The 20531-nt window shown below is 73.9% G+C and carries 17 protein-coding genes; 11 read left to right on the top strand and 6 right to left on the bottom strand.

The window, feature by feature from the left end:
- The first annotated feature begins 55 nt into the window (after positions 1-55).
- Positions 56-1411 carry an LCP family protein gene (locus OG509_RS15340; protein ID WP_406183131.1) on the top strand — a complete coding sequence of 452 codons (1356 nt, stop codon included), beginning with the start codon at positions 56-58 and terminating at the stop codon, positions 1409-1411.
- Between the two features lie 59 nt (positions 1412-1470).
- On the opposite strand, the gene OG509_RS15335 is transcribed toward OG509_RS15340, so the two are convergent.
- On the bottom strand, positions 1471-2553 hold the full coding sequence (locus tag OG509_RS15335) for a sugar phosphate nucleotidyltransferase (protein WP_403729562.1): 1083 nt from the start codon (positions 2551-2553) through the stop codon (positions 1471-1473).
- 120 nt (positions 2554-2673) lie between these two features.
- Entirely contained in the window at positions 2674-3426 is a 753-nt protein-coding gene (locus tag OG509_RS15330) for a TIGR03089 family protein (RefSeq protein ID WP_406183130.1), read from the bottom strand.
- Positions 3427-3565: 139 nt separating this feature from the next.
- Between OG509_RS15330 and OG509_RS15325 the strand changes: the two genes are divergently transcribed.
- Both OG509_RS15325 and OG509_RS15320 read left to right on the top strand, forming a co-directional pair.
- On the top strand, positions 3566-5008 hold the full coding sequence (locus OG509_RS15325) for a peptidoglycan recognition protein (protein WP_406183129.1): 1443 nt from the start codon (positions 3566-3568) through the stop codon (positions 5006-5008).
- A 29-nt stretch (positions 5009-5037) separates the two neighbouring features.
- Positions 5038-6054 carry a DNA-3-methyladenine glycosylase family protein gene (locus tag OG509_RS15320; protein ID WP_406183128.1) on the top strand — a complete coding sequence of 339 codons (1017 nt, stop codon included), beginning with the start codon at positions 5038-5040 and terminating at the stop codon, positions 6052-6054.
- A gap of 21 nt (positions 6055-6075) precedes the next feature.
- Here the strand turns inward: OG509_RS15320 and OG509_RS15315 are convergent, their stop codons facing one another.
- The 3 genes from OG509_RS15315 to OG509_RS15305 form a co-directional block, all read right to left on the bottom strand.
- Positions 6076-7389: a coenzyme F420-0:L-glutamate ligase gene (locus tag OG509_RS15315; RefSeq protein WP_406183127.1), complete on the bottom strand. Its 1314-nt coding sequence runs from the start codon at positions 7387-7389 to the stop codon at positions 6076-6078.
- On the bottom strand, positions 7386-8345 hold the full coding sequence (gene cofD / locus OG509_RS15310; protein ID WP_406183126.1) for a 2-phospho-L-lactate transferase: 960 nt from the start codon (positions 8343-8345) through the stop codon (positions 7386-7388). Before cofD ends, OG509_RS15315 begins: the two co-directional genes overlap by 4 nt.
- Positions 8346-8430: 85 nt before the next feature.
- Positions 8431-8964, bottom strand: a complete 534-nt coding sequence (locus OG509_RS15305) for a cysteine dioxygenase (protein WP_406183125.1) — start codon at positions 8962-8964, stop codon at positions 8431-8433.
- Between the two features lie 651 nt (positions 8965-9615).
- Here OG509_RS15305 and OG509_RS15300 point away from each other — a divergent pair.
- The 3 genes from OG509_RS15300 (at position 9616) to OG509_RS15290 (ending at position 15272) form a co-directional block, all read left to right on the top strand.
- The gene (locus OG509_RS15300) at positions 9616-9879 is read left to right on the top strand and encodes a WhiB family transcriptional regulator (RefSeq protein WP_003983763.1); all 264 of its coding nucleotides are present in this window, start codon (positions 9616-9618) and stop codon (positions 9877-9879) included.
- 279 nt (positions 9880-10158) lie between these two features.
- Positions 10159-13794: a glycosyltransferase family 2 protein gene (locus tag OG509_RS15295; RefSeq protein ID WP_406183124.1), complete on the top strand. Its 3636-nt coding sequence runs from the start codon at positions 10159-10161 to the stop codon at positions 13792-13794.
- A complete protein-coding gene (locus OG509_RS15290; RefSeq protein WP_406183123.1) occupies positions 13791-15272 on the top strand; it encodes a DUF5719 family protein in 1482 nt (493 codons plus the stop codon). Before OG509_RS15295 ends, OG509_RS15290 begins: the two co-directional genes overlap by 4 nt.
- A 33-nt stretch (positions 15273-15305) precedes the next feature.
- Here OG509_RS15290 and OG509_RS15285 read toward each other — a convergent pair whose 3' ends face one another.
- Entirely contained in the window at positions 15306-15785 is a 480-nt protein-coding gene (locus tag OG509_RS15285; RefSeq protein WP_406183122.1) for a metallopeptidase family protein, read from the bottom strand.
- Between the two features lie 138 nt (positions 15786-15923).
- Here OG509_RS15285 and OG509_RS15280 point away from each other — a divergent pair, with 138 nt between their 5' ends.
- From OG509_RS15280 to manA, 5 genes are all read left to right on the top strand, one after another.
- A complete protein-coding gene (locus OG509_RS15280) occupies positions 15924-16310 on the top strand; it encodes a DUF3499 domain-containing protein (protein ID WP_406183121.1) in 387 nt (128 codons plus the stop codon).
- Between the two features lie 75 nt (positions 16311-16385).
- Positions 16386-17756 carry a phosphomannomutase/phosphoglucomutase gene (locus tag OG509_RS15275; RefSeq protein WP_406183120.1) on the top strand — a complete coding sequence of 457 codons (1371 nt, stop codon included), beginning with the start codon at positions 16386-16388 and terminating at the stop codon, positions 17754-17756.
- A gap of 86 nt (positions 17757-17842) precedes the next feature.
- The gene (locus tag OG509_RS15270) at positions 17843-18028 is read left to right on the top strand and encodes a Trm112 family protein (RefSeq protein WP_030156407.1); all 186 of its coding nucleotides are present in this window, start codon (positions 17843-17845) and stop codon (positions 18026-18028) included.
- A 116-nt stretch (positions 18029-18144) separates the two neighbouring features.
- Positions 18145-19278, top strand: a complete 1134-nt coding sequence (locus OG509_RS15265; RefSeq protein ID WP_406183119.1) for an SIS domain-containing protein — start codon at positions 18145-18147, stop codon at positions 19276-19278.
- A gap of 43 nt (positions 19279-19321) precedes the next feature.
- Positions 19322-20479, top strand: coding sequence for a mannose-6-phosphate isomerase, class I (gene manA, locus OG509_RS15260; RefSeq protein WP_406183118.1), 1158 nt, complete (start codon positions 19322-19324; stop codon positions 20477-20479).
- The last annotated feature ends 52 nt before the right edge of the window (positions 20480-20531 follow it).

Here is a 20531-nt window from a genome sequence, read left to right as displayed (position 1 = left end):
ACGAAGCTCCGCCCGGACTGTCGGGCACCGTATCCGGCCAGGCATCCTAGGCGGCATGAGTGAGTGGCCCGAGGGGCGCAACGACAGCGGCGACGACCGGTACGGACACGGCAGCGCGCAGGCGCAGCCCGAAGGTGCCCGGCGGATGCCGCACGTCCAGCGCCGGCAGCAGCGGCCGGTGCCGCCGCAGCAGCAACCGCAGCGACCGGCGCAGCCGCCGGCCCGGCCCGGGCAGCCGCCCGCGTACGGGGTACCCCCGCAGCAGGCCCCGAGCCACGACACGTACGGCGGCTTCGACAGCGGCTACAACACCGGCCAGGTCTACGGGCGGCCGCAGAGCAACCCGGCGGGTCCGGGCGGCCCGGGTGCGCCCACCGGCCCCGGAGGCCCGGGGGGTCCCGGCGGGCGGCCGGGTCGACCGGCCGGACCGGCCCCGGACTGGCGCAAGCGGATCAAGATCGGCTCCATCGTGCTCGTCACGGCGCTGCTCGCGACGACCATCGGCACGTACTTCTGGGCCGACTCCAAGGTGCGCCGCGAGGTCGACCTATCCAAGGTCATCGAGCGCCCGAAGGAGGGCGACTGCACGACGTACCTGGTCGTCGGCTCGGACAGCCGCGAGGGCCTGTCCGACGAGCAGAAGAAGAAGCTCCACACGGGTTCGGCCGAGGGCAAGCGCACCGACTCGATGATGATCCTTGCGGCCTGCTCCAGCGGGAACACGATGATCTCGCTGCCGCGCGACTCGGACGTGGAGGTCCCGTCCTTCGTCGGCTCCGAGTCCGGGAAGAAGTTCGCGGGCACGGGCAAGCACACCAAGCTGAACGCGACGTACGCGGACGACGGCCCGGAACTGCTGGTGCGGACCGTGGAGTACAACACGGGCCTGCGCATCGACCATTACGCGGAGATCGGGTTCGCCGGGTTCGCGAACATCGTGGACGCCCTCGGCGGTGTCGACATGAACATCGAGAAGGGCTTCAAGGACGAGAAGTCGGGCGCCGACTTCAAGGCCGGCGAGCAGACCCTCAACGGCAGCCAGGCGCTGGCCTTCGTACGGACCCGGTACGCGTTCGCCGAGTCGGACCTGGCGCGTACGAAGAACCAGCAGAAGTTCCTGTCGACGCTGGCCAACCAGGCGGCGACGCCGGGCACGATCCTCAACCCGTTCAAGCTGTACCCGGTGTTGGGCGCGGGCCTGGACACGCTGGTCGTGGACAAGGACATGTCCCTGTGGGACCTGGCCGACATGTTCTTCGCGATGAAGGGCATCAGCGGCGGCGAGGGCGTGTCGATGAACATGCCGATCGCGGGCGAGCGCGGCGGCAACCTGCTCTGGGACAAGGCGAAGGTGCAGCAGCTCGTCAAGCAGATCCAGAACGACGAGAAGGTCACCGTCACGGCCAACTAGCCGGACACGACGATGCCGCCGACCCCGTGGGGCCGGCGGCATCGTCGTGTCGTACGCCGTTACCGATCGGAGGAGAAGCGGACGGCGGCGGAGGGCAGTTCGGCCCCGCACCACACCCGCGCACCCGCGCGCAGTTCGTTGTCCGAGCCGACGACGGCCCCGTCGCCGAGGACCGCGCCGTCCAGTACGGTCCGCATCCCCACCGAGGCGCCGACGCCGATCAGGCTGGCGCGTACCTGGGTGTCCGCGGCGATGACCGCGCCGTCGAGCACGATGGAGCCGTCGACGACCGCGCCCGCCCCGATCCGGGCTCCGGCGCCCACGACGGTGCCCCCGGACAGCTTGGCTCCGGCCGCCACCTCGGCGCCCGGGAGCACCAGGGACTCGCCGCGCGGGCCCGGGACGGCCGGGGAGGGGACGACTCCGCGTACCAGGTCGGCGGAGGCCTGGACGAAGGACTCGGGCTTGCCGAGGTCCAGCCAGTACGTGTTCTCGGTGACGCCGTGCAGCCGGGCCCCGGAGGCGAGCAGGCCGGGGAAGGTCTCGCGTTCGACGGAGACGGGGCGCCCGGCCGGGATGGAGTCGATCACGCTGCGGCGGAAGACGTAGCAGCCGGCGTTGATCTGGTCGGTGATGATCTCCTCGGGGGTCTGCGGCTTCTCGGTGAAGGCCAGCACCCGCCCCTCGGAGTCGGTGGGGACCAGGCCGAACGCGCGCGGGTCCTCGACGCGCACCAAGTGCAGGGAGACGTCTGCGGCGGCCGCGCGGTGGGAGTCGACGAGCCCGGCGATGTCGAGGCCCGTGAGGATGTCGCCGTTGAAGACGAGGACGGGCGAGTCCGGCCCGCCGGTCAGCCGCTGCGCGGCGTTGCGGATGGCTCCGCCGGTGCCCAGCGGCTCGTCCTCGACGACGTACTCGAGCGAGACGCCGAAGGCGGAGCCGTCGCCGAAGTACGGCTCGAAGACCTCGGCGAGGTAGCAGGTGGCCATCACGATGTGCGTGACACCGGCGGCGGCTGCCCTGGCTATCTGGTGGGCGAGGAACGGAACACCGGCCGCGCGCACCATCGGCTTGGGGGTGTTGACCGTGACGGGGCGCAGCCGCGTCCCCTGCCCCCCGACCAGCAGGATGGCTTCCAAAATTGTTTCTCCCCACCCGGTTCGGGCCCTATGAGGGTCCCAAGTTAGCCCATCCGCGTCAGCGCCCGCCCGAGGCCCGAACGAGACGAGACCCACACCACTCGGCTCCTCCCGGGCGCCGTCCTACTCGGCGGTGTGGGTGACGCGTTCGGATTCGACGCGCTGGGTCAGGGCTTCCGGGGAGAGGCGGTCCAGGTTGCGGCACAGGACCACGGAGCCGCCCGTGGCCAGGGAGGCGAACAGGCCGGCCGAGAGGCCGTCCCACGTGTCGTAGCCCAGGCCGGAGAGCAGCCGGGAGCCCGCGGTGAGGCCACGCTTCGCCGCGTCCTCGCGGGCGCGGTCGACGAGCTGCGCGTGCGTGAACTCCTCACCGCCGACGATCAGCGCCGGACCGTCGGCTTCCACCGGGACGAAGGGGGCGAAGCGGTCACCTTGGCCCGGTACTTCCACCGCGTAGTCCGCGAACCCGGCGGGCGGCTGCGGGAAGCGCCCGCCCAGCGGCCGCAGCGCGAGCGCCACGCGCTCGCCGTCGCACGCCAGGGCCTCCTCCAGCGTGTCCGGTCCGCTGACGACGAGATCGGCGTCGTCCGGGCGTCCGCCCACCGAGGCCACGACCCCGACCGAGTCACAGGCGAGCAGCCACACGGCGCTCTGCCAGTGCGCGGGGAGCAGCAGCGCGAGCCGGTCGCCGGGCTCGGCGCCCAGATCGCCCTGGAGCAGATTGGCGGTCTTGGCCACCCAATTGGCGAAGGTGGCGACGGACAATTCGACGCGTTCGCCCGTGGCGTCGTCGTAGAACGTGACGAGCGGGCGGCCCGGATCGGCGGCGAGCGCGGATCGCAGCAGGTCGGCAGGGGTGCGGTCAGTGGCGTTCACCCGCCCCAGCCTACGCGGGCCCCTCGCCCGTACGGAGGGCATCGGCTCCTCCGTACGGGCGAGGGACGCGCGGGCCGCATCGGACGGGCCGTCAGTTCTCCGATGGCGCTTCGTGGTGACTGTGCTCAGCATCGCTTTCATGCGTGGATTCCTTGCTTCCTCGATCGGTGTCGCGACGGCTGCCGCCCTGGCGGCCCTGCCGCTCGCGCTCTCCACTCCGGCCCTGGCCGCGCCTTCGCAGGGCGCGGCCACCGCCCCAGTCGCCCCCGCCGGGTCCACCCAGTCGCTGCCGCTCGCCCCCCTGGGCCCGGCGGCCGACCGGTCGCCCGGCGTCCCCGGCATGAGCACCTCGCCCCGGCTGCCCGAGACCCAGGGGCTGCCGCCGCGCGAGGTCAAGAGGTTCTCGCTGGTCGGCGTCGTCTGGGACGACGTGAACACCCAGTTGTCCGGCCGGGTCCAGGTCCGCACCCGCGCGGTGGCGACCGGGACCTGGTCCGACTGGCAGGACATCGAGACCCACAACAGCGAACACGCCCCCGACCTCGACACCCGGGAGAGCGGCTCCGGCCGGGTCCGCGGCAGCACCGCCCCGCTGTGGGTCGGCGACTCCGACGGCATCGAGGTCCGCGTCCAGGCGGAACCCGGAACCGGAGCCCCGGCCCCGGCCACCCGCGCGGGCGCCCGGCTCCCGTCGGGCATGCGGATCGAACTCGTCGACCCGGGCGCGACGGACCCGGTGACGGTGGTCGACGCCAAGAACGGCGCGTCGGGCACCGCCGACGAGCCCGAGGGCGACGACAAGGGCGACGTGGTGGCCCTGCCGGGCATGACCATGGAGACGGCGGAGTCCTCGTCCGTCAACGTCCCGCTGGCCGCGCTCGGCGCGAAGGAGATCACCGCCCTGGACAAGGCCGACTCCACCGCCGACGCCGTCCTCGCCAGCGAGGGCACCCTCAGCGCGGCGGCCCGCCCGTACATCGGCCCGCGACCGCGGATCGTGACGCGGCTGGGCTGGGGTGCGGACGAGTCCCTGCGCGAGCCGGGCTTCGTCTACACGAGCACGGTCAAGGCGGCCTTCGTCCACCACACCGCCTCCGGGAACAACTACGCCTGCAAGGACGCCCCGGCGGTGCTGCGCAGCCTGTACCGCTACCACGTGGTCAGCAGCGGCTGGCGCGACCTCGGCTACAACTTCGCCGTCGACAAGTGCGGCACGGTGTACGAGGGCCGGGCGGGCGGAGTCGCCAAGGCGGTGCTCGGCGCGCACACCATGGGGTTCAACACGGACAGCATGGGCGTCGCGGTGCTCGGCACGTACACGAGCACCAACCCGCCGGCGGCCGCGGTGAAGTCGGTGGCGCAGCTCACGGCGTGGAAGCTGGGGCTGTTCAACAGGGACCCGCGGGCGAAGACCACCCTGAAGTCGGGCGGCGGCAACCGCTTCAAGAAGGGCACGAGCGTCAAGCTGAACGTGATCTCGGGCCACCGCGACGGCTTCGCCACGGAATGCCCGGGCAAGCTCCTCTACGCGCAGCTCCCGCCCACCCGCACTTCGTCGGCCAAGCTCCAGGGCCGCCCTTAGACCGTGTCCCGCGGGGCTACGCTCAAGGCATGGCCGGCCGCTTCGACCCCCTCACCCGCACCGCCGTCCGCGGTGGCCGCACCGGCGTGCCCGCACCCACCGAAGCCGGTGCACCCGCCGCGGGCGCCCGGGCCCGGGAGTGGGCTCCCGGCAGGGGGGTCGATCTCGGGCTCACGCTCGGGCCCCTGCGGCGCGGCCCCGGCGACCCGACGTTCCGCACCACCCCCGACGGCTCCGTCTGGAAGACCAGCCGGACCCCGCAGGGCCCGGCCACCCTCCGCGTGGCCCTGAGCCCCCGTACCGGCACCGCTCACGCCGAGGCCTGGGGCCCCGGCGCCGAGTGGATGCTCGACGGCCTGCCCGCCCTCCTCGGCGACGGCGACGACCCCGCCGCCTTCGTCCCCCGCCACCGCCTCGTGCACGCCAGCCACCGCCGCCGCCCCGGGCTGCGCCTCACCCGTACCGGCCTGGTCCTGGAGTCCCTGATTCCGACCGTCCTGGAGCAGAAGGTCACCACCGACGAGGCGTACCGCGCCTGGCGCCGCCTGGTGTGCCAGTACGGGGAGCCCGCCCCCGGCCCGGGCAACGGCCTCCCGCAGGGCCTGTACGTGATGCCCGCCGCCCGGACCTGGGCGCTGATCCCCTCCTGGGACTGGCACAAGGCCGGCGTCGATGCCAAGCGCTCCGCCGCGATCGTCCGGTGCGCCCGCGTGGCGAACCGCCTGGAGGAGGCCGCCGCGATGGAGCTCCCCGAGGCCGCCGCCCGGCTGGAGGCCGTCCCCGGCATCGGCCCGTGGACCTCCGCCGAGACGCTCCAGCGCAGCAACGGCGCCGCCGATGCCGTCACCACCGGCGACCTGCACCTGCCCGGCATCATCGGCTACGCCCTCGCCGGGAACCGGGACGCCGACGACGCCGAGATGCTGGAGCTGCTCGCCCCGTACGCCGGCCAGCGCCACCGCGCGGCCCGCCTCGTCCTCCTCGCGGGCCACGTACCGCCCCGCCGCGCCCCGAAGATGCGCAAGACGGACATCGGAAAGCTCTGAACCGGCCGGCGGACGGACGGGTCAGCGGAGCTCGATGAACTCCTCCGCCGACCGGGCCGGGCGCTGCGCCGGAGCCGCCGCGGCATGGCCCACCGCCACCGCCCCCATCGGATCCCAGCCCTCCGGCAGCCCGAGCACCTTGCGCACCACGTCCCGGCAGAACATCGTCGAGGACACCCACGCCGAGCCCAGCCGCTCCCCGGCCAGCGCGACCAGGAAGTTCTGCACGCCCGCGCCCATCGCGACCACGAACATCTCCCGCTCCGCCGCATCGCGCCGGGCGTGCCCGTAGTCGTGCGCCCCGTCCGTCACCATGCACGGGACGACCAGGTACGGGGCAGCTCGCAGCACATCGCCCCGCCGGACCCGCTTCGCGATGGACTCCTCGGACTTGCCGTCCCGCCGCAGGTCCTCGACCCAGGCGTCGCGCATCGCGTCCAGCAGCTCCAGCCGCGCCCCGGCCGACTCCAGCAGGACGAACCGCCACGGCGTCGTGTGGTGCGGGGCCGGGGCCGTCACCGCCGCGGCCACCGCGCGGCGGACCGCGCCCGGGTCCACCGGCTCGTCCGTGAAGGCCCGTACGGTACGCCGCTGGGTCACGGCTTCCCGTACCGCCTCCGAGGTGCCCAGCCGGAACATGTCGTCGGCCGGCGCGCGCACCAGGTCGGCCGCCGTCGAACCCTCGCCGAGTACGTGCCCCAGCCCGCGTACGACGGCCACCGGCAGCCCGGTCGCCTTGCCCTTGACCAGGTCCCCCGCCGCGGCCAGCTCGTCCGCCGTCGCCACTATCGTCGCGCTCAGCGGATTGCCGTGGGCGTCCGTACCGCCGCGCAGGTCGTCTAGGACCCGCACCCCGGCCGAGCCGATCGCCACGTCCGTGAGCCCGGAGCGCCAGGGCCGTCCGAAGGTGTCGGTCACGATGACGCCTACGTCCACGGACAGCAGCTCCCGCAGCCCGGCGCGGATCGCGGCGGCCGAGGCGTCGGGGTCCTCGGGCAGCAGCAGGACGGTGCCCGGCTCGGTGTTCGAGGCGTCGACGCCGGCCGCCGCCATGACGAGCCCCTGCCGGTTCTCGACGATCCGCAGGGCGCCCCGGCGCGCGACGACCCGTACGGTCTCGGCGTCTATGGCGTCCTCGCGGGACTCGGCGCGGACGATCCGGCCCTCCGCCTTGGAGACGATCTTCGAGGTGACCAGCAGGACGTCCCCGTCCCGCAGGGCGGGACCGGCCGCCGCGATCAGCCGCGCGAGGTCGTCGCCGGGGCGGACCTCCGGGATCCCGGCGAGGGCGCGCACCTCGTACGAGGGAACAGCGGGGACGGCGGTGTCGCTCACCGGGAGGTCTCCGCCAGCGCCAGCGCGGCCCGGGCCATCTCGGTGGTGGCGGCCAGGTCGGTCATCATCAGCGGCACCGCGCGGCAGGCGATCCCGGCGGCCTCCACCTCGGCGACCGCGTCGGCGTCGGAGCTGTCCACGAGCCAGCCGTCGAGCAGTTCGGCGCCGTAGTGCCGGGCGACGGCCGCGGCGGTGGACTCGACGCCGACGGCGGCGAGCACCTTGTCGGCCATCCCGCGCACGGGCGCGCCCCCGACGATGGGGGAGAGGCCGACGACGGGAGCCTCGGCGGCGGCCACGGCCTCGCGGATGCCGGGCACGGCGAGGATGGTGCCGATCGAGACGACCGGGTTGGACGGGGGGAAGACGATCAGGTCGGCGGCCGCGATGGCCTCCAGTACGCCGGGCGCGGGCTTGGCCTGCTCGGCGCCGACGGGTACGACGGCCTCGGCGTCGAGCGAGGCGCGCAGCCGGACCCAGTACTCCTGGAAGTGGATGACGCGGCGCTCGCCGGTCTCGGGGTCGGTGACCGCGACGTGCGTCTCGACGCGGTCGTCGGACATGGGCAGCAGCCGCACCCCGGGCTGCCAGCGGTCGCAGAGCGCTTCGGTGACGGCGCTCAGCGGGTAGCCCGCGCCGAGCATCTGTGTACGGACGATGTGGGTGGCGAAGTCGCGGTCGCCGAGGCCGAACCATTCCGGTCCGACCCCGTACGCCGCGAGCTCCTCCTTGACGGTGAAGGATTCGTCGGTGCGGCCCCAGCCCTGGTCCTCGTTGATGCCACCGCCGAGGGTGTACATCACCGTGTCCAGATCGGGGCACACCTTCAGCCCGAACAGGTGAATGTCGTCACCGGTGTTGCCGATGACCGTGATGTCCGCGTCGGGGACGGCGGCCCCCAGGCCGCGCAGGAAACGGGCGCCGCCGATGCCGCCGGCCAGAACAACAATGCGCATGCGGACAGTGTGTCAGTCAGCCGCAGGCTGTCGTTGAGGGGTGGCGGTCGGGCGACGGGCGGGACTGTCAGCCGGCCGCGCGGGATCAGACGGAGAGGGCCTCGGACCGGGCCGGGGAGCAGCTGTGCATCGGCATCTCGGTCAGGCCCGGGAAGTAGACGTGCAGGCTGACGGCTCCGTCGAGGGTGTCGTTGACGACCTCGTGGGCGTAGCCGGGGGCGAAGACGCGCTGGGCGCCGGAGCCGAGGGTGAGCGGTCCGCGCGGGCCGTGCTCGGTGAGCTCGCCGTCGAGCACGGTCATGACACCGGAGGAGGCGCCGTGGTCGTGGCGGCCGCTGCCCTGGCCGGGGACCCAGCTGAGCAGCCAGACCTCGTAACCCGGGCCGGTGCGCAGCCGGTGGTACCAGCGGGTGGTGGCGTCGTACTCGACCAGGTGCTCCCACTCGGCGCGGTTCGCGGCGATGGAGCGGGCGAGGCCGACGAACTCGGCGACGGTGGCCGGGTGTTCGCGGGCGGGCTGGAGGAGGTGCTGGACGGAGAGGATGTCGCCGGCGATCTGGAGGTCGCTCTCGACGGTGACGGGAGCGGTGAGGGGGGTGCTGAGCGGCGTGCTGTTCATCGTGGGGGAGTCCTCGACGGATGTCAGTCGTGCTGGCGGTCGCTGTGGGGGTGGCCGGAGCTCAAGGGAGCCGAAGCTCCGAAGGCATCAACAGCTGCAACAGCAACAGCGAACCTGGGCAGCACTCAGGAACCCACGAATGGGGGTCCGGGTGGCGGCCGAGGTCACTGACATGGGGACAAGGAGACCGGGTCGAGGGCCCGACTGTCAACCCAATGCCACGTATGGCCGCAAAAGTTTCATCTGATCCGGTTGCCGCGCTGGGAGAAAGGTTTGTGCAAACCGATGGAGGGGAGGTGGCGCTCCACATCCCGCCGTAGCCACTCCGGCCCGGCCCAAACCCGACGCGCCGCCCCGTGATCGAAATGTGATCTGCGCCGCTTCTTTGGCTTGATCGCAACCGCACTGTGGAGTGGTACGTCGATTGCGGGTGAACACGAGGCCTGTGGGGCACCGGTTGCATGTGTCACGATTTTTGGCGATATGAACACTTTCTGCATACGCTTGGTTCCGCAGAGTGAATAAGGGGCCCAATAGCAGACCTCGGCTTGACTGCCCGGGAGCGGCCCACTTGTAATTTCACTCGTGTCGTTACGTAGCGATGAGTAACGGCAACACCACGGGGACGCACAGACAGAGCGAGGGGCGCACATGACCGAGCTGTTTCAGGAACTGCTGGTCGAGGAGGCGGACGAAGAGCTCGGATGGCAGGAGCGCGCTCTGTGCGCCCAGACCGACCCCGAGTCCTTCTTTCCCGAGAAGGGCGGCTCCACCCGCGAGGCCAAGAAGGTCTGCCTCGCCTGCGAAGTCCGCTCCGAATGCCTTGAGTACGCACTCGCCAACGACGAGCGATTCGGCATCTGGGGCGGCCTCTCCGAGCGCGAACGCCGACGGCTGAAAAAAGCCGCCGTCTGAGCACGCAGCGCAACACGGCGCAACGCACGGCAACGCACGGCGGTACGCGGAACAACGCACGGCACGCAGTACGGAACACCGCGCCGAACATCGCGCAGAACAGAGCAACGAGCAGAGCAAACGGTCCGCCTCCTGCACCTTCCCCGCAGGAGGCGGACCGCTGTGTTTCCAGCCGTTAGTGTGGGGCGCTGTCCAGCAGCCTCCGGGAGCACACCACCCCCGGATCCACTCCCCGGACCGCGTCCGGGGGGACCCCCAGGCCGGAGGGCCAGTAGAGCGATGTCCCTGCACAGCCAGTCGACGGCCTCCCACCAGGCTGCCGCCACACCCGAGTTCCCCCGGCACGTCGTCACCGCGGTCCTCGTCGCCCACGACGGCGCCCGCTGGCTGCCCAAAACGCTCGCCGGCCTCCTCGGCCAGGAACGCCCCGCCCAGAACCACGTCGCCGCCGACACCGGCAGCGCCGACGACTCCGCGCGCCTGCTCGGCGAGGCCCTCGGCGAGGACCGCGTCCTCCACCTCGCCCGCCGCACCGGCTTCGGCGCCGCCGTCGACGAAGCCACCCGCAGCGCCGGCACCCTGACCCCCGAGGACCTCCCGTACCTCAAGCGCCCCAGCGGCTGGGACCCCGTCAGCCGCACCTGGCGCGACGACGCCTACGACCTCCCCGAGCTCCCCCACGGCGACCCCGTCCAGTGGCTCTGGCTGCTCCACGACGACAGCGCCCCCGAGCCCGACGCCCTCACCGAACTGCTCCGCGTCGCCGACGAGAACCCCGACGCCGCCGTCATCGGCCCCAAGCTGCGCGGCTGGTACGACAAGAAGCAGCTCCTCGAAGCCGGCGTCACCATCGCCCGCAGCGGTCGCCGCTGGACCGGCCTCGACCGCCGCGAGCAGGACCAGGGCCAGCACGACCAGGTCCGCCCCGTCCTGTCCGTCTCCACCGCCGGCATGCTCGTACGCCGCGACGTGTACGAAGCCCTCGGCGGCTTCGACCGCCGCCTGCCGCTCATGCGCGACGACGTCGACCTCTGCTGGCGAGCCCAGAGCGCCGGCCACACCGTCCTCGTCGCCCCCGACGCCGTCCTGCGCCACGCCGAGGCCGCCGCCCGCGAGCGCCGCACCGTCGACTGCGCCGGACGTACGAGCTCCAGCCCGCACCGCGTCGACAAGGCCGGAGCCGTCTACACGGTCCTCGCCAACAGCTCCGGCGGCGCCCTGCCGTACGTCCTGCTGCGCCTGCTCGTCGGCACCGTGCTCCGCACCCTCGCCTACCTCGTCGGCAAGGCCCCCGGCCAGGCCGTCGACGAGATCACCGGCCTCCTCGCCACCCTGCTGCGCCCCGGCCGGATCCTCGGCGCCCGCCGCAGACGCGGCCGCCCCGCCGTCCCCGCCAAGGAACTGCGCCCCCTGTTCCCGCCCCCGGGCGCGAGTGTGCGGGCCAACGCCGAACAGCTCGCCGGCTACTTCGGCGCCGACCGCGACACCGACACGGCCGCCGTCGGCCGGCACGGCGGAGCCGTCGAATCCGGCCCCGGCGGCGACGACGCCGACTACCTGGAGATCGAACAGTTCGCGCGCCTCAAGCGGATCGCCCGCAACCCCGCGCCCGTCCTCTTCGCCCTCCTCCTGCTCGTCTCCGTCATCGCCTGCCGCGCCCTGCTCGGCGGCGGCTCCCTCATGGGCGGCGCCCTCCTGCCCGCCCCCGACAGCGGACTCGCCCTCTGGCGGAGCTACACCGACGACTGGCAGCCCGTGGCCGCCGGCTCCACCGCCGGAGCGCCCCCCTACCTCGCCGTCCTCGGCGCCTTCGCCACCCTGCTGTTCGGCTCCACCAGCGCCGCGCTGACCCTGCTGCTCGTCTGCTCGGTCCCGCTCGCCGGGCTCACCGCGTACTTCGCCTCCCGGCCGCTCGTCGAATCCCGGCTGCTGCGCGCCTGGGCCGCCGTCGCCTACGCCTTCCTGCCCGCCGTCACCGGCGCCCTGGCCGGCGGCCGCCTCGGCACCGCCGTCCTCGCGATCCTGCTTCCGCTCATCGCCCGCTCGGCCGTCGCCGCCTTCGCCTTCGGCGCAGCCGAAGGCGAGCGGGCCGGCTGGCGCCCGGTGTGGACGTACACCCTCCTGCTGACCCTGGCCACCGCCTTCACCCCCGTCGTCTGGCCGCTCGCGGCCGTCCTCGGGACCGCCGCCCTGGTGCTGCGCCGCGCCGAGTGGAAGGCGTGCGGCCTGCGGCTGCTCGCCACCCTCGCCGTCCCGCTCCTCGTGCTCGCCCCCTGGTCGCTGAGCCTGCTCACGCACCCCGCCGGGCTCCTGCGCGAGGCCGGCCTGCCGTACGGATCCGGCTCGGCCACCGCCCTGGACCTGCTCGGCATCAGCCCCGGCGGCCCCCGGACCGCCGGCGGCCTGCTGCTCATCGGCATCGTGCTCGCCGCCCTGGCGGCCCTGCTGCGCAGCGAGCGGCAGTTCGCCGTCCGCACGGCCTGGGCCACCGCCCTCGCCGCGCTGCTGCTGGCCGTCGTCGTCAACCGCACCGGCTGGGCCGGGCCCGCCACCCTCGTCTACGGACTGGCCCTGCTCGCCGCCGCCGTCGTCGGCGCCGACGGCGCCAAGGAGCGGGTCGCCGCCAGCAGCTTCGGCTGGCGCCAGCCGCTCGCCGCGCTGATCGCGCTCGCCGCGGCCGCCGGCCCGCTGCTCGGCGCGGCCGGCTGGATGATCAGCGGCGCCGACGGCCCGCTGGAGCGGCGCGACCCCGTCCAGGTCCCCGCGTTCGTCGCCGAGGAGAGCGGCACCCGCGACCAGGCCCGCACCCTCGTCCTCGGCGGCACCTCGCCCGCCACCGTGTCCTACACCCTGGTCCGCGGCTCCGGCGGCCGCCTCGGCGACGCCGAACTCGCCGCCGCGGCCGGCAGCAGCCCCCAGCTCGACAAGGTCGTCTCCAGCCTCGTCGCCGGCTCCGGCGCCGACCAGAGCGACCAGCTCAGCGGGTTCGCTATCCGCTACATCCTGGTCCGCGACGGCGCCCCGCAGCAGATGCGCAAGGTCCTCGACGCCACCCCGGGCCTCAGCCGCCTCAGCCAGCTCGACGGCAGCGCCCTGTGGCGGGTGGACCGCCAGGTCGCCCGCGCCACCATCGTCTCCGGCAAGCCGGGCGAGGCGCCGATCCCGGTCGCCTCCGGCCCCGTGGAGGTCCACACCAAGATCCCGGCGGCCGAGGCGGGCGGTGCCGGTCGCGTGCTGCGCATCGCCGACCGGGCGGCCCCCGGCTGGCAGGCCACCCTCGACGGCAAGCCCCTCAAGTCCAAGACCCTCGACGGCTGGGCCCAGGGCTTCGAACTGCCCGCCGCCGGCGGCCACCTCGACCTCGTCCACGCGGACGCGTTCACCAGGACCGCCTGGCACTGGGCCCAGGGCCTGCTCGCGCTCGTCCTGCTCGTGATGGCCCTGCCGGGCCGCCGGGCGCGCCTGGACGACGACCTGCCGGAGGAGGAGACCGAGGCCGAGCGGTCCGCCGCGGGCGAGGCCGGCGAGGGCCGCCGGGCCCGCCGGCTGCGCGCGGAGGCGCAGCCGCAGCCGGCCGCGGCCGCCGCCGAGGAGCCCTCGGGCGCGGTCGCCGACCCGTACGCGCAGATCCCGGCGCAGCCGGTGTACGGGGAGGACGCGTACGCGTACCAGGCGTACGGAGACCAGGGCTACGCGTACGAGCAGCAGCCCCAGCAGCCCCAGCAGCCGTACGTGCCGGCGCCCGCCCAGGCCCCCGGCTACGAGCAGTACCCGTACCCGCAGCAGGGCTACGAGGACCCGCAGGCGTACCCGCAGCAGCAGCCCCGGCAGCCGTACCCCTACCCGCCGTACGAGCAGCCGTACGACACCTACGGACAGCACGAGCCGCGTCCGGACGGGAGCCCCCAGCAGTGAAGCAGCGCGCACCCCTGACGCTGGCGGCGGTGGCCGCGGCCCTGGCTGCCGTCACCGGCGTCGGCCACCTCACCGCCCCCGCCGCCCCGGCCGCCGACGCCAAGCCGGCGGCCGCCGCCCGGATGCCGGTGGAGCGCTCCGCGCTGGTCTGCCCGGCGCCCAGCTCCTCGGACATCGCGGAGACCACGTACACGGCGGTCACCCCCGGCGCGGCCGGCGCAGCGGGCAAGGGCGCGGCCCGCCTCCTCGGCGCGACCAAGGAGGCCAAGCAGGTGCTGGAGCTCAAGGAGCGCGGCAAGCCGGCCGGGGCGAGCGCCTCCGGCGCCGGGGCGCCCGCGCTGACGGGCGTCGCCGACGGGATCCTGGCCCCCGGCTGGACCGCGCAGCAGACCACGATGGTCGCGGTCGGCCGGGCGCGCGGCGTCCTGGGCCTCGGCTGCACCACGCCCGGCACCGACTTCTGGTTCCCCGGCGCGAGCACGGCCAAGGGGCGCGAGGACTACGTGCACCTCACCAACCCGGACGACACCGCGGCCGTGATCGACATCAAGATGTTCGGCCCGGACGGGGCGGTCAAGTCCGACGGCGGCACCGGCGAGAACATCCGGATCGACCCCAAGTCCACCAAGGCCGTCTCGCTGGCCTCCCTGGCCCCCGGCATGCAGCTCCCGGACGTCACCGCCCATGTGACGACCCGTGCGGGCCGGGTCGGCGCCTCCGTGCAGGTCGGCGAGGAGGGGGTGGGCGCCGACTGGCTGCCGGCCTCCGCCGACCCGGCGGGCTCGCTGGTGCTGCCCGGGATCCCGGCGGACGCCACCTCCGTACGGCTGGTGGCCTTCGCGCCGGGCGAGGAGGACGCGGACCTCACCCTCAAGCTGGCCGGGCCGAACGGCTCGATCAGCCCGGCGGACAACGAGCAGCTGCACCTCAAGGGCGGTATGACCGCGAGCGTCGACCTCAAGGACGTGACCCGCGGCGAGGCGGGCTCGCTGGTGCTGGTCCCGGCCAACGGCAAGAAGGCCGTGCCGGTGGTGGCCGCCGTACGCGTGGTCCGCGGCAGCGGCGCCAAGCAGGAGCTGGGCTTCGTCCCGGCGACCGTGCCGGTCGGGACGCGGGCCACGGTCGCCGACAACCGGGCCGACGAGAACGCGACGGTGCTCTCGCTGACGGTGGCCGGAGGCACGGACGCGAAGGTCAAGGTGACGGCCTCTGCGGGCACCGAGGCCGGGGAGCCGGCCTCGAAGGAGTTCACGGTCAAGGCGGGCACGACGCAGGCCGTGTCGCTGGCCCCGGCGGGGGCCAAGGGCGCCTACGCGCTGACGGTCGAGACGGTCTCCGGCGGGCCCGTGTACGCGGCCCGGACGCTGACCCTGCCGCACGAGGGGATCCCGATGTTCACGATCCAGCCGCTGTCGGACGACCACGCGATGGTCTCGGTCCCCAAGGCCGCCCAGGACCTCACGGTCCTGACCGACTAGCGACTCCTGCGAGAGGTACGGCCGGACCGCCCGTCAGTCCTGGCCGTACCGCGGGTCCACCGTCTCCGGCGACAGCCCCAGCAGCTCCGCCACCTGCTCCACCACGATCTCGTGCACCAGCAGCGCCCGCTCGTCCCGGCTCTTCGTCCGGATCTCCACCGGCCGCCGGAACACCACGACCCGCGGCGGCCGCCCCGTCCCGTCCGCCTCCGACACCGCCCCGAGCGGCACCGCCTCGTCGTTCCAGCCGGCGTCCGGACCGCCCGGCGGCCCCGGCACGTCCGCGACCACGAACTCCACCTCCGCCAGCTGCGGCAAGCGCCGCTCCAGCCGTTCGACCGAGTCCCGTACCAGGTCCCCGAACAGCTCCGCCCGGCTCGCCGACAACGGCACCTGCGGCGGAGCCAGCGGCCCCCGCATCCCCCGCCCGTGCCGGTCGCGGCGGCGCGGCCGCGGCTCGGCGGGAGGCTCGGCGGAACGGGGCGGACTGGGGGGCAGGGGGCTGTCGGTCACCCCCGCAGCGTAGCCCTCGCGACCCCTGTCACCCGGGCGTTTCCGGACCCGCCGCGCCCCTCCGCAGGCACGACACGGGGGAGTGGGCCGGGGGAGAGTCGTCGCGGCCCGGTCAAGAGTGCGGTACCGTCCAACGTCGTGAGCCTTGTACGTCGCTGTTCGCGCACCGCGTGCGGCCGCCCTGCCGTCGCGACACTGACGTACGTCTACGCCGATTCGACCGCAGTCCTCGGCCCGCTCGCCACCTACGCGGAACCCCACTGCTACGACCTGTGCGCCGAGCACTCCGAGCGCCTGACCGCCCCGCGCGGCTGGGACGTCGTGCGCCTGACCGACGGGTCCGCGCCCTCCCGTCCGAGCGGCGACGACCTCGAAGCGCTGGCCAACGCCGTCCGCGAAGCGGCCCGTCCGCAGGACCGCGCCGCCCAGGCCGGCGGATCCGGCCCGGGCAGCGGTGGCAGCGGCAGCGGCACCGGGGAGACGCGCCGCGGACACCTGCGCGTCCTTCGTTCGCCCGACTCCTGACATCACATGGTCTGAAAAGCCGCTCCGCGTGCAGGTAGGTTTGCTCCACCGCACAGCACCTCAGGAGGGCAGGCAGTGGCCGCAGATCTTTCGAACATCGTCAAGGCGTACGACGTACGTGGTGTCGTGCCCGACGAGTGGGACGAGTCGCTGGCCGAACTGTTCGGGGCTGCCTTCGTCGAGGTCACCGGCGCGACGGCGATCGTCGTCGGTCACGACATGCGGCCCTCCTCGCCCGCCCTGTCCGGCGCGTTCGCGCGCGGCGCCGCAGCCCGCGGAGTGGACGTCACCCTGATCGGGCTGTGCTCCACCGACCAGCTGTACTACGCCTCCGGCACGCTGGACCTGCCCGGCGCGATGTTCACGGCCTCGCACAACCCGGCCCGCTACAACGGCATCAAGCTCTGCCGGGCCGGCGCCGCCCCCGTCGGCCAGGACTCCGGCCTCGCCACCGTCCGCGAGCTCGTCGAGCAGTGGTCCGAGCAGGGCGCCCCGGCCGTCGCCGAAGGCACCGCCCCCGGCACGATCACCGAACAGGACACCCTCGCCGGCTACGCCGACCACCTCAAGGGCCTGGTCGACCTCAGCGCCATCCGCCCGCTCAAGGTCGTCGTCGACGCGGGCAACGGCATGGGCGGCCACACCGTCCCGACCGTGTTCGAGGGCCTGCCGCTGGACGTCGTCCCGATGTACTTCGAGCTCGACGGCACCTTCCCCAACCACGAGGCCAACCCCCTCGACCCGAAGAACATCGTCGACCTCCAGGCCCGCGTGAAGGCCGAGGGCGCCGACCTCGGCCTCGCCTTCGACGGCGACGCCGACCGCTGCTTCGTCGTCGACGAGCGCGGCGAGGGCGTCTCCCCGTCCGCCGTCACCGCCCTCGTCGCGGCCCGCGAGCTGGCCCGCAACGGCGGCACCGGCACGGTGATCCACAACCTGATCACCTCCTGGTCCGTCCCCGAGGTCGTCCGCGAGCACGGCGGCACCCCCGTCCGCACCCGCGTCGGCCACTCCTTCATCAAGGAGCAGATGGCCAGATCCGGCGCCATCTTCGGCGGCGAGCACTCGGCGCACTACTACTTCAAGGACTTCTGGAACGCGGACACCGGCATGCTCGCCGCGCTCCACGTCCTCGCGGCCCTCGGCGGCCAGGACGGCCCGCTCTCCGAGCTGGTCTCCTCGTACGACCGCTACGCGGGCTCCGGCGAGATCAACTCCACCGTCGCCGACCAGGCCGGCCGGCTCGCCGCCGTCAAGGCCGCGTACGGCTCCGCCGAGGGGATCACCCTCGACGAGCTCGACGGCCTGACCGCGAGCTCCGCCGACTGGTGGTTCAACCTGCGCGCCTCCAACACCGAGCCGTTGCTGCGCCTCAACGTCGAGGCCCGCGACCCCGAGACCCTCGCCAAGGTCCGCGACGAGGTCCTCGCCCTCGTCCGGGCATAACCGCCCTGTCACGGCCGGGCCGCGCGACGTGCGGCCCGGCGGTACGCTGACCTCGCCCAATCCGCATGTTCGAAGGGAACCGCCCCATGCCGCTCGAAGCCGGCCTTCTGGAGATCCTCGCCTGCCCCGCCTGCCACTCGCCCCTTGAGGACAAGTCGGCCGACGAAGCGGCCCCCGAGCTGATCTGCACCGGCCAGGACTGCGGCCTCGCCTACCCCGTCCGCGACGGCATCCCGGTCCTCCTCGTCGACGAGGCCCGCCGCCCCGCCTGAGGCCGCCACCCGGGCCGTGGGTCCCGGGCCGCACAGGCATCAAGGGGCGCCCGTCGCAGCGCCGGGCGCCCGAGCAACCGAGTCGCCCGCCCTTCTGATATCAGCCGGAGGCCGCAATGCTCGACGAGTCGCTCCTCGACGCACCGGACGAGCTCGCCCGCGCCGACCGCCGCGGCCTGCTCCGAGGCGCCGCCGAGGCCGGGGCCAGAGTCCGCACCGCGGCCCGGCACGCGACCGAGGCGGGCCTCGGCGACCTGCGCCCCGACGGCCGGCCCCGCGCCGTCCTCATCGCCGGATCAGGCACCGCCGCCACCGGAGTCGCCGACCTGCTCGGCGCCCTCGCCGGAGCCTCCGCACCCGTCACCCGCCTGCACCCCACCGGCGTCGCCCACGCCGCGGGCGCCCTGCGCTGGGCGCTGCCCGGCTGGGCCGGCTCCGTCGACCTGCTGCTCCTCGCCACCACCGACGGATCCGAGCCCGGGCTCGCCCTCCTCGCCGAGCAGGCCTACCGGCGCGGCTGCACCGTTGTCGCCGTCGCGCCCGAGCGGTCCCCGCTGGGCGAGGCCGTGGACGGCGCGCACGGGCTCCTCGTACCGATGGCCAAGGCCCCGTACCAGGAGTACGACGAGTCCGCCGCGGCCGGCCCCGGCGCCCTGTGGGCCCTGCTGACCCCGCTGCTCGTGCTCCTCGACAAGGTCGGGCTGATCACCGCCGCCCCCGAGACCCTGCAGCGCGTCGCCGACCGGCTCGACCGCACCGCCGAGCGCTGCGGACCGGCCATCGCCACGTACTCCAACCCGGCCAAGACCCTCGCCGCCGAGCTCGCCGACACCCTCCCGCTCATCTGGAGCGAGGGCGCCGGCGCCGGACCGGCCGGCCGCCGCTTCGCCGCCACCCTCGCCGAACTCGCCGGCCGCCCCGCACTGGCCGCCGACCTGCCCGAGGCACTGCCCGCCCACGGGGTCCTGCTCGCGGGCTCCTTCGCCGCCGGCGCCGACCCCGAAGACTTCTTCCGTGACCGGGTGGAGGAGCCCCAGGCCCTCCGTGCCCGCATCGTCCTGCTGCGCGACCGGCCCACGGGAGGCCTCACCGCCGCCCCGGCCGCGCGCGAGCTCGCCCTCAGCCACGACACGGCCATCAGCGAGCTCGAACCAGAGGAAGGCAGCGAACTGGAACAGCTCGCCGAACTCCTCGCCGTCACGGACTTCGCCACCGCCTACCTGGCGCTGGCGACCAGGGGACACGGCTGAGCACACCACCGTGCCGGCCCTTCATCCAGGAAGACGGACGAAGATGGACCGCCTGACGAACACGATCCGCCCCTACGCCTGGGGATCGACCACCGCGATCCCAGGGCTCCTCGGCGTCGAACCCACCGGGGAGCCCCAGGCCGAGATGTGGATGGGAGCCCACCCCGGCGCCCCCTCCCGCCTCGACCGCGGCGCCGGCGAGACCACCCTCGCGGACGTCATCGCCGCCGACCCCGAGCGCGAGCTCGGCGCGGCCGCCGTCACCAAGTTCGGCCCCCGGCTGCCCTTCCTCCTCAAACTCCTCGCGGCCGGCGCCCCGCTGTCCCTCCAGGTCCACCCCGACCTGGAGCAGGCGGAGGCGGGCTACGCCGACGAGGAGCACCGCGGGATCCCGGCCGACGCGGCCCACCGCAACTACAAGGACCCCAACCACAAACCCGAGATGATCTGTGCGCTCACCCCCTTCGACGGCCTGTGCGGGTTCCGCCCGCCGCTGGAGGCCGCCGAACTGCTCGAAGGCCTCGGGGTGGACTCGCTCAAGCCGTACGCCGACCTGCTGCGGGCCCACCCCGAGGAGGCGGCCCTGCGCGAGATGCTCACGGCCGTACTGACCGCGGACCGCGCCGAGATGGCCCGTACGGTCGCCGAGGCGGGCGCCGCTATCGAGCGGCTCGGGGGCCCGTACGCGCCGTACGCCCCGCTCGTCCACCACTACCCGGGCGACCCGGGCGTGATCGCGGCCATGCTGCTCAACCACGTACGACTCCAGCCCGGCGAGGCGATGTTCCTCGGCGCCGGCGTCCCGCACGCCTACCTCGACGGCCTCGGCGTGGAGCTGCTGGCCAACTCCGACAACGTGCTGCGCGCCGGGCTCACCCCCAAACACGTGGACGTGCCCGAACTCCTGAAGATCGTGCGGTTCGAGCCGGGCGACCCGGCAGTACAGCGCCCCGAGGGCAACGGCGAGGAGGTCTACGAGGCCCCCATCGACGAATTCCGGCTCTCCCGCTTCGCCCTGGCCCCCGGCGCCGCCCCCCACCTCCTGCCGGACGCCGCCCCGCAGATCCTGCTCTGCACGGCGGGCCGCCCGAAGGCCGGCGAAGTGACGCTGTCCCCCGGGGAATCGGTCTTCGTCCCGGCCGGCGAAAAGGTCGAACTGTCCGGTATCGGCACTGTTTTCCGTGCCACCGTGTCGGTCTGACGTGGCGTCCGCCGCTACGGCTGCAACAATGTGCCGCCGTAGCGCGGCTCCC

This window comes from Streptomyces sp. NBC_01006, assembly GCF_045162725.1.
Lineage (GTDB): Bacteria > Actinomycetota > Actinomycetes > Streptomycetales > Streptomycetaceae > Streptomyces.
Note: the sequence above shows the minus strand (reverse complement) of the source record. Positions and strands in the feature narration are given on the sequence as shown.